The organism is Wolbachia endosymbiont (group A) of Lasioglossum morio, from assembly GCF_947250585.1.
GTDB classification, from domain to species: Bacteria; Pseudomonadota; Alphaproteobacteria; order Rickettsiales; family Anaplasmataceae; genus Wolbachia; species Wolbachia pipientis.
This window is the reverse complement of record NZ_OX366327.1, coordinates 677,928-691,496: the sequence shown is the minus strand read 5'-3', so window position 1 is coordinate 691,496 and position 13,569 is coordinate 677,928. Positions and strand designations below refer to the sequence as shown.

Annotated in this window: 8 protein-coding genes; 2 read left to right on the top strand and 6 right to left on the bottom strand. The window is 36.5% G+C overall.

Annotation, left to right across the window (positions count from 1 at the left end; all coding sequences use genetic code 11):
• Positions 1-242: 242 nt before the first annotated feature.
• The 3 genes from OOK89_RS03415 to hemC form a co-directional block, all read right to left on the bottom strand.
• A protein-coding gene (locus OOK89_RS03415) for an IS5 family transposase (RefSeq protein ID WP_264718686.1) occupies positions 243-1,075 on the bottom strand; the annotation gives its coding sequence in 2 pieces (ribosomal slippage) (positions 243-709 and positions 709-1,075; 834 coding nt in all).
• Between the two features lie 209 nt (positions 1,076-1,284).
• Positions 1,285-2,172 (bottom strand): UDP-N-acetylmuramate dehydrogenase, encoded by an 888-nt coding sequence (gene murB / locus OOK89_RS03410; protein WP_264718695.1) that lies wholly within the window; start codon positions 2,170-2,172, stop codon positions 1,285-1,287.
• On the bottom strand, positions 2,163-3,041 hold the full coding sequence (gene hemC / locus OOK89_RS03405) for a hydroxymethylbilane synthase (protein ID WP_264718694.1): 879 nt from the start codon (positions 3,039-3,041) through the stop codon (positions 2,163-2,165). The genes murB and hemC overlap by 10 nt, the downstream gene beginning before the upstream one ends.
• Before the next feature lie 869 nt (positions 3,042-3,910).
• Here hemC and odhB point away from each other — a divergent pair.
• Complete coding sequence (gene odhB / locus OOK89_RS03400; RefSeq protein WP_264718693.1) at positions 3,911-5,083, top strand: 2-oxoglutarate dehydrogenase complex dihydrolipoyllysine-residue succinyltransferase; 1,173 nt, start codon at positions 3,911-3,913, stop codon at positions 5,081-5,083.
• Positions 5,084-5,120: 37 nt separating this feature from the next.
• Here the strand turns inward: odhB and OOK89_RS03395 are convergent, their stop codons facing one another.
• The gene (locus OOK89_RS03395) at positions 5,121-8,600 is read right to left on the bottom strand and encodes a tetratricopeptide repeat protein (RefSeq protein WP_264718692.1); all 3,480 of its coding nucleotides are present in this window, start codon (positions 8,598-8,600) and stop codon (positions 5,121-5,123) included.
• A 249-nt stretch (positions 8,601-8,849) separates the two neighbouring features.
• On the opposite strand from OOK89_RS03395, the gene secA reads away from it, so the two are divergent.
• Positions 8,850-11,510, top strand: a complete 2,661-nt coding sequence (gene secA, locus OOK89_RS03390) for a preprotein translocase subunit SecA (protein ID WP_264718690.1) — start codon at positions 8,850-8,852, stop codon at positions 11,508-11,510.
• A gap of 9 nt (positions 11,511-11,519) precedes the next feature.
• On the opposite strand, the gene OOK89_RS03385 is transcribed toward secA, so the two are convergent.
• Entirely contained in the window at positions 11,520-12,584 is a 1,065-nt protein-coding gene (locus tag OOK89_RS03385) for an ankyrin repeat domain-containing protein (protein ID WP_264718689.1), read from the bottom strand.
• 337 nt (positions 12,585-12,921) lie between these two features.
• A complete protein-coding gene (gene fsa / locus OOK89_RS03380; RefSeq protein WP_264718687.1) occupies positions 12,922-13,563 on the bottom strand; it encodes a fructose-6-phosphate aldolase in 642 nt (213 codons plus the stop codon).
• Positions 13,564-13,569 lie beyond the last annotated feature (6 nt).

Genomic DNA, 13,569 nt, shown 5'->3' with positions numbered 1-13,569 from the left:
TTCGCTAGTAAATTTGTTGCCATTGTCCATATTGCACAATTGTATATAAGATATAGTATAACAATAGTGTCCGTTCAGCTAATACCAATTCCCACTGCACAATAAACGGATAGATAACAATGGAAAAAAAGCCATACTATTGCCTTTCTTTCTCACTCCACAATTAAATAACTCTACAATATCGCTTATTTGATTCACTAATAATGAGAATTGGTATAAGAGGTTGTCCACAAACCAGTAAATCAAGCATATTCCCTACTTAACATAACTTTACTCATAGCCAGATATATGAAACTTTCAGTAGATGTTGTAAGTAAATCGTACTCCTTTGATAGCCTTCTATTTCTATTGATCCAAGCAAAAGTCCTCTCTACCACCCACCTTCTCGGCTGTACTGAAAATCCAGGATCCCGTTGTGGCAATAGTTCTAGTGGTGTATCTTTATGCACCCAAAACCTACATGGAGGCCTTTTGACAATTTCAATATCTATCCCATATTCTCTCTTTACGTAATCCTTTAAATCTTTTCCTTGGTATCCCATATCAGCCCACATTTTCTTAATATTGCTGTATTTTTCCTTCATATTGTCCAATGCCATCTTCACCCCATCTCTGTCATTTTCGCTTGCAGCTCCTACATAGCAACCAAGCACAAATCCTTGAGTATCTGTGATTATATGTCTTTTTCTCCCCTTTACCTTTTTCGCACCATCATAACCTTTGACCCCCCTTTTTCCGTGGTTTTTACCGATTGACTGTCCACTATGCATGCGCTCGGCTCCTCATTTCTTCCCATTTTTGACCTACTATATTTAGTGATATCATAGTTCATTTTCTCAAAAATTCCCTGCTTTTTCCATCTTCTAAACTGTTCATGCACAGCCTTCCACGGCGGAAAATCGTGTGGTAAATAGCGCCATTGACATCCTGTGCGCAGTATATAAAGAATTGCATTTACTATCTCACACTTACTGTATTTTGGTGGCCTTCCTCCTTTCTTGTACGATACTCTGAAGTGTTTTTCTATTCTTGCCCACTCCCTTTTACTTAAATCTGTTGGATATTTTTTCCTCATCTCTTACCTCAATATTCTTTCTTTATATACTACGTATTCCTTGGTTTGTGGACAACCTCTAACTTTGCTATTTTTCTCTCTAGATTCTTGCAAAGTTCTACAAGATTAACCACATTACCTCACGGTTTCTCTATGATTATTTTTTTAGATTACTTGTTTACCTTATTTGCCGTTCTCCTGAACGAATATACATAAGCTATAAAAACTATCTAATAGCTACCCAAAACCCTTATTTCCCACTCAAGTTCAACATTAAATTTATCCTTTACTGCATCTTTTACTCTGTTGCCAAGGTTTTCCAAGTCAGATGCAGTTGCATTATCGTAATTGAGCAAGAAGTTACAATGTTTCTGAGAGATTCTAGCTCCACCAATATTTAACCCTAGGCAGCCAGATTTATCAATTAACTCCCATGCTCGGTAGTTTTTTGGATTTTTGAATATGCACCCAGCAGTTTTTCCTCTTATTGGCTGGCTTTTATTTTTCCTCTCAATAACTTCCTTTAACCTTTGCAGTATAAGCTCATACTCTGAGTTTACTCCTTTAAACTCAGCTTCAACAAAAATCCAATTTCCTTTTAGGCTATGTCCACGGTAAAAATACCCCATTTCTTCGCTGGAGAACTCATATAGGTTTCCATCCTCTAGATTCACTGCTTTTATGGATTGTACAACACTTGCGATATCACTACCATATGCACCTGCATTCATTTCTATTCCGCCACCAACTGTTCCTGGAATTCCAACTAGAAACTCCAACCCACTAATCTGCTGATTTCCCGCAAAGTGAGCAAGGTTGCTGAGCAGCACAGCTCCCCCAGCTACAATAGAGTTGTTACCCTTACTTTTAATATATGCAAACTCCTTACCTAATTTTACTGTTATTCCTCGAATGCCACTATCTCGCACTATTATGTTGGATGTTGCACCAATAACGCTAACTGGCAGTTCAGTATTTTTAATCAAGTATGTTAAATCTTCAATATCACATGGTTTAAATAATACATCAGCTCGTCCACCAACATTTAACCACGTCGCTTTAGACATTAAGACATCATAACGATAGATTCCACGTACTTTAGGTAAGCTTATAAGCATTTTGATTTCAACTCTAATCCTGCATCCATACCCATTTTCTCCGCATCTTCTATAAATGAAGTGCGCTCAGTGAAGTATATATTTTTTCCACTTGCTAACATACAACGAAGGTGTAGCATATTTTCGCTCACATATTCAGCCAAAGCTGCAAGTGGTGTGAAACACGAACCATTTACTGTCTTCATAAAACTGCGCTCTGATTTCACTCTTATAAAAGACATATTATTATTAATTTTCTCTAAAAGATCGATAATTTTTACATCATTCCTTCTACATTGAATACAAATCGCTCCCTGTCCCACTGCACTTAACATAACTTTTGGTGGCAATACCTCTGTAATTAAGTGATGTTTTTCTAATCTTATGAGTCCTGCTTCAGCTAAAATTATTCCATCAAAACTTTGATTTTGCAATCTAGTTGTTACATTTCCACGTAGCGGTACTATATTTAAATCTGGTCTAAAATTTAGTAACTGAACTTTTCTTCTTATTGCAGAAGTGGCAATAGTAGCCTGCTGTGGCAAAGACTCAAGGCTATTGTGTTTATGAGAAATAAACGCATCGCATGGACTTAGCCTTTCTAAAACACAAGGAATTGTTAAACCCCCTGAGAAAAACGCAGGCACATCCTTTAGCGAATGAACTGCCATATCTACATTATTTTCAAGCAATTCAGCCTCAATTTCTTTAATGAATAATCCTTTACCTCCTATTTCAGCAAGATTTGCGTTTGCATATTTATCTCCAGAAGTTTTTATCTTAACAATTTCAATAGATAAGTTAGGAAAAGAGTCCAGCAACTTTTGTTTTGCTTCCAAAGCCTGGGCAACTGCAAGCTTGCTTCCTCTGGTGCCTATTTTGACTAGCATGTGTACGATTGTTTGTCTGATGTCATTCAAGTAGCTAACTACTTGGATCCAGTTTATATAAACCTTTGCATTTATTGTACTTTAACTTAAAACCAAAAGCAACTTTGACTTTACAAAATAATAACCTTTTATATGCATAAATAAGCTTACTGGATTCTAGTACTTGCATGACAAGGTATAAACCTTATCGTCATACCACTGCGAACCGTCATACCGTCACGGTATCTCTAGATCCCGCTAACACGTAGCGGGATGACGGTTGTCGTTTAGCCATAAATATTAAGAAATTTACCAAACGAAAAAAAAGGCAAAAGAAGCCCTGGGGTTATTATCTGCTTTAAAATATTGGCGTTTTTTATGTTTTAAACGCTTGACAAGCAAGATTTAGCTGCTTTTAATTGCAACTAACCTACGCTGCAAATGTTTAAGAAATTTACTAAGCAGAAAAAAAGACAAAGAATCCCCGAGTTAGCTAGTCTTTTACTATCTCTGTCGAGTATTGGCATTTTTTGATGTCTTGTAACGCTTTATAAGCGCGTTCAGCTTATTTAGATAAAAATCTAGATGTAGATGAAGTTTTGTAAAGACATACAGTATCTATATACTGCAAAAAATTGAACATAAGACGCCGATACATTAAGTAATCCTTACCTTTTAATCTGCAGATTGGCGAAAGCAAATACAATAGCTTCACTATCATGATAAGGGGGCTGGCGGAGTTTGTCAAGGAATTTTTATGGCTGCGCTGGAATGACATTTGGGAGTTGTGGTCCACTTCTAAATGATAAGAGCCTCAATGAATTTATTAGTTTATTACATGTCTCTTTTCATGTATAAATCTATAGAAAGTTTTATACGGAAGTTGTTTTATGAGCAAAATTATAGAAATCAGAGCACCAAAAACTCTTGGTGGTGAATCAGTTACAGAAGGTATAGTAAAAATAAAGAAGGGTATTGGAGAAGCAGTAAAAGTAGATGACTTGATCTTTGAAATTGAAACTGACAAAACAGCACTCGAATTAACTGCAGAAGCTTCAGGGCAAATAACTGAATTTCTTGTAAAGGAAGATGATGTAATAAGCCCTGATCAATTGTTAGCGAAGCTTTCCGTGGGAGAAGTAAAAGAGGAAGCAAGAAAAGAAGATACAAGCGAAAGTGCTGCTAAAAAAGATGCTCCTTCAGCCCGCAAAATTATGGAGGAAAATGCAATCAGCGCAGAAAGCGTCAAAGGAACTGGCATGGGAGGCAGAATAACAAAAGCAGATGTGATAGGCCATATGAACAAAGCTGAACAACCTGCAATAAAACAATATGAATTGCCAAAAAGTGTAGTAAGTGGAGAGCAAAGAGAGGAACGAGTAAAAATGAGCAAAATAAGGCAAGTAATTGCCGCTCGTTTGAAAGCATCGCAAAATACTGCTGCAATACTGACCACGTTCAATGAAATCGACATGAAAAATGTCATGGGTCTAAGAGCAAAATATAAGGACGCCTTTGAAAAAAAATATGGAATAAAACTTGGTTTTATGTCGTTTTTTATAAAGGCAGCGGTGCAAGCATTGAAAGAAATTGCTGAAATTAACGCTGAAATCTCAGGCGATGAAATCATATATAAACATTACTATGACATAGGTGTTGCTGTTGGCACTGACAAAGGCCTTGTTGTGCCGGTTATTCGGAGTGCCGATCAGATGTCATTTGCCGAAATTGAATTGACTTTAGTTGCTCTTGGCAAAAAAGCACGAGAAGGTAAATTACAAGTATCAGAAATGGAAGGTGCAACATTTACCATTTCAAATGGCGGAGTATATGGTTCGCTCCTTTCTACTCCGATAATAAATCCTCCGCAATCTGGAATACTTGGAATGCATTCAATACAAAACAGGCCAGTTGCTGTTGGTAATGCAGTAGAGATCAGACCTATGATGTACATTGCTCTTTCTTATGATCACAGAATAGTTGATGGCAAAGGAGCAGTTACTTTCCTTGTTAAAATAAAAAATTATATAGAAGATCCAAATAGATTAGTTTTGGAAGTGTAGCTCAATGAGTTGTTGTTAATTTAGCATTGCTAAAAACCTAAATGTCATCTAGTTCTGCCAGCAGTTTAGCAACTTCCGGATGATCAGGGCCATAATGTTTCTCAAAAATAGGCAAGGCCTGTTCAAGCAATTCCTCTTGTTTCTTGTGATCGCCCAAAGCGCCATAGGCAATACCAAGATTTGCCAGTAGTTTGGCAACTTGAACATGACCAGAGCCATAATGTTTCTCAAAAATAGGTAAAGCTCGTTCAAACAACTCTTTTGCTTTCTGATGATCGCCAAAAGTGCCATAAACGATACCGAGGGTTGCCAGTAATTTAACAACTTCAAAATGGTCATGGCCGTGGTATTTCTCAAAAATAGGTAAAGCCCATTCGAGCGACTCTCTTGCTTTCTGGGGATCACTTAGATCTCTATAAACTTCACCTAGGTTTACTAATATAATGGCAACTTGAAAATGATCGGAACCATAATGTTTCTCAAAAATAGGTAAAGCCCGTTTAAGCAACTCCTTTTTTTTCTGAGGATCACTTAGGGTACCGTAAGTAATACCTAGGTTTGTCAGTGTAATAGCAACTTCAAAATGATCAGAGTTGTAATATTTTTCTTTAATTGTTAAGGCCTGTTCAAGCAGCTCCTTTTCTTTCTGAGGATCACCCAAAGCACCATAAGCGATACCAAGGTTTGCTAGTAGTTTAGCAACTTCAAAATGATCATAGCCATAATATTCCTTAAAGATAGGTAAAGCCCGTTCAAGCAACTCTTTTTCTTCCTGAGGATCACCTAAAGCCCTATAAGCGGTGCCTAAACTTATTAGTGTTCTAGCAACCTCAGGATGACCAGTGCCATAATGTTTCTCAAAAGTAAGTAAAGCTCGCACAAGTAAAGCCTTTTGTTTCTGAGGATCACCTAAAGCACCATAAACGTTACCTAAGTTTGCCAGTGTTCTAGCAACTTCAGAGTGATCGGAACCACAATGTTTCTCTTGAATTGCTAAAGCTCGTTCAAGCAATTCCTTTTGTTTCTTATAATTGCCTAAATACCCGTAAGCGTTACCTAGGTTTGCCAGCAGTTTAGCAACTTCAAAATGATCAGAGTCGTAATGCTTTTCCTTGATTGCTAAAGCCTGTTCAAGCAACGCTTTCGCTTTCTGAGAATCACCTAAAGTCCCATCAGCGTTACCTAGGTTTGCCAGTGTTATAGCAATTTCTGGATGATCAGGGCCGTAATGTTTCTCTTGAATAGGTAAAACTCGCTCAAGCAACTCCTTTTGTCTTCTGGGATTACCCAAGTCATGGTATCCATCATCCATACATATTAACAAATCTTCAAGATAATCCTTCTCTATTGTTTGTTTTTTTAAAGGATTTTCTTTTAGCCAGTTATCTATATGTGATAAAAATGCTTCTAAATGTGGTAATAATTGTCGTTTCTTAGCATAATCTTCTAATTTATCACTGCCATAAGGAAAGCTTTCTCTCAGTAATTCAAAAGTCTTTTCCACAACTTTTTCTTTATCTTGTTTTTCCAACTCTATTCTTGTTACTTGCTGTACTAACCTGTGGATATTGACTGAGCTTTGCTCTTCTCCTGAGTTGATCATTGAATATTGTTTAAGTAGTTGGATAGCATCACCTAACTTTTCTTCATTGCGTTCTACCCCTAAAAACATTTTTGCAGGAATGTTGTCAGGAGCAATATAGGCAATGATATCCAAGATTTCTTTGGCTTGCTGACCATACTCTGGGTTATCTTTGATTTTATCAATAGTAATTCTCCAGGTTATAAAAGTTGTCTTGGTGTAGCTATTGTCGCTGTCTTTAGGAAACTTAAAATCAAGTAATTTTTCTGCTTCCTCTTTGTATCTCTTTAAATAATCACTAATTTCAAACTTCAAGCCTACATTCTTTAATGCTATATCCCTTTCTTTTATGTATGCAACTGCCTGCTGCAAAGCTAAAGGAAAATGCTGTAATGTTTCTGCCAAATTCTTTATTTCATTTTCTTGTGACCCATCTTTTATACCTAATGCTTTTCTAATAAAGTCTATTGATTCTGGTTCAGTAAATGCACCCAATGTTAATGATTTTATATCTCCCCATTTCTGATTACGAGAGGTAATCAAAACACTAGGTTTATTATCATCAGATGATAAAAAGTGGGACGGTAAGAATTGACTAATACCAGCATCTTGACCTTCACTTCTATATTCTTCTGCATTATCGAAAACAAAGAGACTTTTTCTCTTGGCGAAAAAAGCGTATATGTCTCTTACAATAGATTCAATATCCCTATCTTCTGTAGGAATGCCTAAAGGATCTCTAGCTAACCTGAGAAAAGACTGCACCATGGTTTCATGGGTTTCAGCTTTTATCCATATAATATTGTTGTCATAATCTTTACTGTGTTCTTCAATATATTTTTTGGCCAGCTCAGTCTTACCTATTCCTCCCAACCCACTAATAGAAACCAGTTGCGATATTACTGTGGCTACACCTTGACTTTTTTGTATTAATTTGTGTAGTTCTCGTAATTCTTCTGTCCTTCCAGTGAACGATCCTACTGGATTTCTCACCTCAAATCGAAAGCCTCCTAAGATTTCTTCTTTCATCTTGCGAAAGAATTCTCTTCCGTCTTCATGTGTAAGAAAACGTCTCCCTTTTTCTTTCAACCAATCTAGCATTTTTTCTTGGAAGCGAGCGTAAACATTCTGTCTATCAATATCATTAAATTGCTCGCCTAGCTCACTTTTGATAATATCCGCTAGTTTTATTTCATTGGGCTGATTTACTGCAAATACTAACTTATCAAAAAATTCTTTTATATTGTCTTCCAACCTACCTTCATTCATCATTCGTCCAAATTCACGTTGCCACGTCTGATTTCTTTCCAATTTCCTTTTTGAGTTCTGATCTGGCTTGTTTTGGAGTTTTTTTATCTCCTCTTCTAATTCTTCCATCGCTTCTTCTACAGCACTTTCAAATGCTGGTTGCACTACTGAAATCATGTTATTGTGAATATAAGAGAACTTATATCTAGTGCCACCATCTTTAAAAAAGACATCACTAGTGTCGATTACTTCAACTAAAATTTCTATTTCCTCGTTTGGTCCTAAAGTTTTTACCCTCAACTTCTTCACTGTGTTTCGTGCTGTGCTTTGATCCAGATCAAAATCGATATTAGTACAGATAATAAAATCTTTCAGGTTACCATCTGCAAAATCTTGATTATTTTTGATCTTTAGGTAAGAAACAAAATACTTTGCTAATCCAAACTCACCACTTTTATCTTTTGTAAGTAAGTTCCCTACTCCAATTTTCTTGTTATCTTCATCTTGTGTGTGTTTAGCCTGCAAAAAACGGTATACTTTCTTACTACCTTGGGTACATTCAAATACTAAATCATCGAATTTTCTGGCCTCTTCTATTTCTGTACCTAAGCGAAAAGAGTGCTGATAGAGCACTCCTCGATGCAAAAATAGCATCAATACCTTTAGCTGGTAGATATTACCGTGCATAACTAGTTACCTCATACAGGCTGCTATAAATTTGTTTGATCTAGAATTAAAGATTACCAAACACCTAAAATAATGCAATAGAGTCTTTATGTGTTGATAGAAAGGCCTTCGAGGGTAGGAATTGCCTGGCAAACTCTTAATTCTTGATTTAAAAAAGACTTTCCAAAGACTCCCCAAATCTAATATGTAATTGCTGTAGGCTGCATTTAGTAATATAATCTCATATTAAATAAGACTTTACTTAAGTTTATGCTAGATTCTCCGCTAATTTTGACAGCCATTCTTATATTTTTCATTTTTACGTTGTCATTCTTTTTTATAAGAAAGATATTTGGGTCAACAAATAAGAAGATAATAAAATCCTTTAGGAAAATTGTTCAGCAAATAAATGCATTAGAAACAGAAATGCAGAGTTTATCTGATGAGGAGCTTGCTGGTAAAACTGAAGAATTCAAACAAGAATTGAAAAATGGGAAAACGTTAAATGATCTTCTCGTACCTGCATTTGCAGTTGTGCGTGAAGCCTCTCGAAGGTTTCTTAACATGAGGCACTTTGATGTTCAACTGATTGGTGGAATGGTGCTCCACAATGGTATGATATCAGAAATGAAAACAGGAGAGGGAAAGACACTCGTTGCAACTTTAGCAGCATATCTAAATTCCTTAGAAGGGAAAGGCGTACACGTCGTAACTGTTAATGACTACCTTGCAAAACGAGACACAGAGTGGATGAGCAAATTATATAATTCTCTTGGGGTTTCTGTTGCGTTTATTACGAATAACTTGACAGACGAAGAGAGGAAAGAGGCTTACAGTGCAGATATCGTGTATTCCACAAATAACGAGCTTGCCTTTGATTACCTGCGAGACAATATGAAATTTTCTCAAGAAGACATGGTTCAGAGAGGCTTTCACTACGGAATAGTTGATGAAGTGGACTCAATACTCATTGATGAAGCTCGCACTCCGCTTATTATTTCTGGCCCGGTTGAGGAAAACAATCAGATATATAAGCATATCAATAAAATAGTAACCAAATTAGTTGACTCCGATTATGAAGTAGATGAAAAAGGTAGAACGGTATTCTTGACTGAAGATGGTATTTCACGAGTGGAGGAACTACTAAGGTCATACAATCTCATTCCTGAAAATTCCTCGCTCTATGATACTGACAGCATGATAATGACTCATTATATAGACCAAGCATTACGTGCATATAAGCTGTTTACTGCTGATAAAGATTATATAGTAAAGGATGGCAAGGTAGTGATTATTGATGAATTTACTGGGCGTATGATGGAGGGCAGGAGATATTCCGATGGTCTTCATCAGGCACTTGAAGCGAAGGAGAATCTTGAAATTCAGCATGAAAACCAAACTTTAGCATCGGTCACATTTCAGAATTACTTTCGTATGTACAATAAACTTTCCGGAATGACGGGAACAGCAGCAACAGAGGCAGAAGAGTTTCGTGATATATACAGATTAAATGTAGTAAAAATTCCAACCAATGTACCTGTAAAAAGAGTTGATATTGATGATGAAATTTACGGTACAGAAAAGGAAAAATTTAATGCTGTGTTGAAGTTTATAGAAGAATGCTACAAACGCCTTCAACCGGTCCTTGTTGGCACGGTGAGCATCGAAAACTCTGAGAAGCTTTCTGCGCTTTTGCAAAGCCATTCTCTTAAGCATTCAGTATTAAATGCTCGTTATCATGAACAAGAGGCGTACATAATAGCGCAAGCTGGAGTGCCAGGTAGTATCACTATAGCAACTAACATGGCAGGACGTGGAACTGATATTCAGCTTGGTGGAAATGCTGAAATGATTGCAAAGGTGGAGCTAAAGAAGATAAAAAATGCTGATGAAAGAGAAAAAAAATACCAAGAAATAGTTGAAAGAGTAAAAAAAGATAAGGAAATTGCTATAAAAGCTGGTGGTTTATGTGTGGTTGGAACCGAAAGACATGAAAGCAGGAGAATAGATGATCAATTACGTGGCCGTTCTGGCCGTCAGGGTGATCCTGGACTTTCTAAGTTCTTTTTATCACTTGAAGATGACCTAATGAGAATATTTGGTTCTGATAGAATGAGAAGCTTTTTACAAAAAGTAGGGTTAAAGAATAACGAAGCTATTCATCATCCATGGATCAATAAGGCACTCGAGAAAGCGCAAAAGAAAGTTGAAGCTAGAAATTATGATGTGCGGAAGTCTTTGCTTAAGTTTGATGACGTAATTAACAACCAACGTAAAGTTATTTTTAAACAGAGAAACAATATCTTAGGCAACGAAATTAATGATTTACTTGAAGTATATAGCGAAGTAAATGAGAGCGTAGTAGAAGGTATAATCCAAAGTGGCTATTATGAGGATTATATTGAAAATATAGTCAAAGAATTCCATACAAGGTATGGAATAACGCTCGATAAAGAAGATTTAGCAACGTTTTTAAACAAACAAGAAGCTTTGAATTATATAAATGATAAGATACAAGAATTCTTTACTGAGAAAGAAAAATATTTCAACAGTCAGCACACTACAGATTTGTGGAATACGATCGTGAAGCAAATGATGATCATGACACTCGATCATTTATGGAGGGAGCACCTTTCAGTTCTAGAGAGCCTAAGACAAAGCATAAGCTTACGTGCCATGGGGCAGAAAGATCCACTGAATGAATTTAAACGCGAAGCTTTCTTGATGTTTGAGTCAATGCTTGAAAAATGGAAGGAACTCACCATTCGTCGCTTAGCACACTTTAAGTTGGCAGACAACCAAGAGATAGGCAATAGGTTACATTCTGCTAGAAATAGCAGACTTCCCAAAGTCTCAAGAAACGACAAATGTCCTTGCAACTCCGGAAAGAAATACAAACACTGCCATGGTGCGGTTACTGTGGTGAGCTAATAATTATGGTTATACAGTTTGTTTATTTCCATCAACATTACTGCATCTAACCTCACTTAGCTTACTGTTTAATGAGTGCTCTGATGACTTATACGCAGCCCCATAGGAAATTCCACCAACTATCAGTGCAGATGCTACAGTAATTCCAATTATTGCTAGTGCAGGTAATGCAGTAGCGTAAACGAGTGCTAATGGAGTAACAATGGCAGCTAATATACCCACAGCAACTCCTGCTGTTATAGCTTTAGATCTATGACTAAATGATGGATCTGCACCATCATTTAGTAGAAGTTTTGCTAGCTCTGGGTATCCACACTGAACAGCGTAGTGTAAAGGAGTTCTTCCTCCTCGATCTTGTATATTAACATCTGCTCCTTTTTTTAGTAAAACTTCTACTACTTGTGTGTATCCATTCTCAACAGCATAATGTAAAGGACTTCTTCCATATCTGTCCACTACATTAACATCTGCCTCTTTTTTTATAAGATGTTTTACTACCTCTATATAACCATTATTAGCAGCATTATGTAAAGGAGTTCTTCCAACTTTACTTTGCACATTAACATTAGTGCTTCTTCCCAATAGATTTTCTAATACCTGTGTATGTCCATACTTAGCTGCATAATGTAGAGGAGTTTCCCCATACCCATTTTTCAGATCGATATCTGCTTCTTTTTTTGACAAAATTTCTACTATTCGTATGTGTCCATGTTTAGCAGCAACATGTAAAGGAGCTTCTTTGCAATATCCATTTTTTATACCGGTTTTCGCTCCATTGTCTAATAGATTTTCTACTATTTGTATGTGCCCATGTTCAGCAGCAACATATAAAAGAGTCCTTTCATGTATAAAGAACCCTGTTAATTTTGTATCTTTAGCTATCATACGCAACATGATATCTGGTAAAAACAGGTGATCTATATCAAACTTGTTATCTTTCCACCCGTTGTATACGCGTGGGTACTTTTCCTGCAGCTTATCCTTAATTTTATCAATTATATTATCTTTATTGAAGCCTTGATCATTAATTTCTTGTAATATTTCCTTTAGCATTTCTTCAAATTCTGATTCCACTATTTCCTACCAAGCTATAAAACTTTATTAAGGCATATGAAGTGGATTATGTCAATGAAGAACTAAGAAACTGGTTCTTCTTTTTTTCTATAGCTTTAGGTTTATCTACAATTTGAAAAACAACAAATTCGTCATTCCGCTACTCGTTAGCGCCGCGGCGGTATGATGTAGGGAAACCTTTCTTGGGTTAGCTATAAAGTTAAAATTCGACCAGGGCAGCCGCAATAAGGTAGCAAACGCCATCATGTCTTTAGGAGAGTTTGCTAATGAAGGCTCTTAAGTTGACGCCATTGCCTGAACGGATACGCCAATTTTTATGTTCATTTGTAACCGTCTATTATTTTACACCCCAGTCTTTTTCAAATATTGCTAGCCCTTGGTCAGTAAGTGGGTGATTAATTAATTGTCTAAGTACTTTTGCTGGCACAGTAATTGAATCAGCACCAAGCCTTGCAGCTTCTATTACATGCGCTGGGCTTCTCACTGATGCAACAAGAACTTTAGTATCAAAACCGTAATTAGAATATATAGTACATATATCTTCTATTAGCGATAAGCCATCATAGCTTATATCATCAAGGCGACCAACAAAGGGGGAAATAAAACAAGCACCGACCTTAGCGGCAAGCAGTGCTTGTCCAGGAGAAAAACATAATGTGATGTTAACAGGTATTTTATGCTCTGTCCATAACTTTTTACAAGAAATTAATCCTTCATGTGTAAGAGGTAATTTGATCACAACATTATCAGCAATTTTTGCTAAATTCAGACCTTCTGTGATCATCTCTTCATGGCTATCTGCAACAACTTCAACACTAACAGGCCCTTTTATAATAGAGCATATTTCACGCATTAAATCCTCGTATTTATCTTTACGCCCGGACTTTGCTATTAAAGAAGGATTAGTTGTTATGCCGTCAATGAACTCCTTTAGTTCTTTAATTTCATTTAAATCAACGCTATCAAGAAAAATTTCCATATTAAT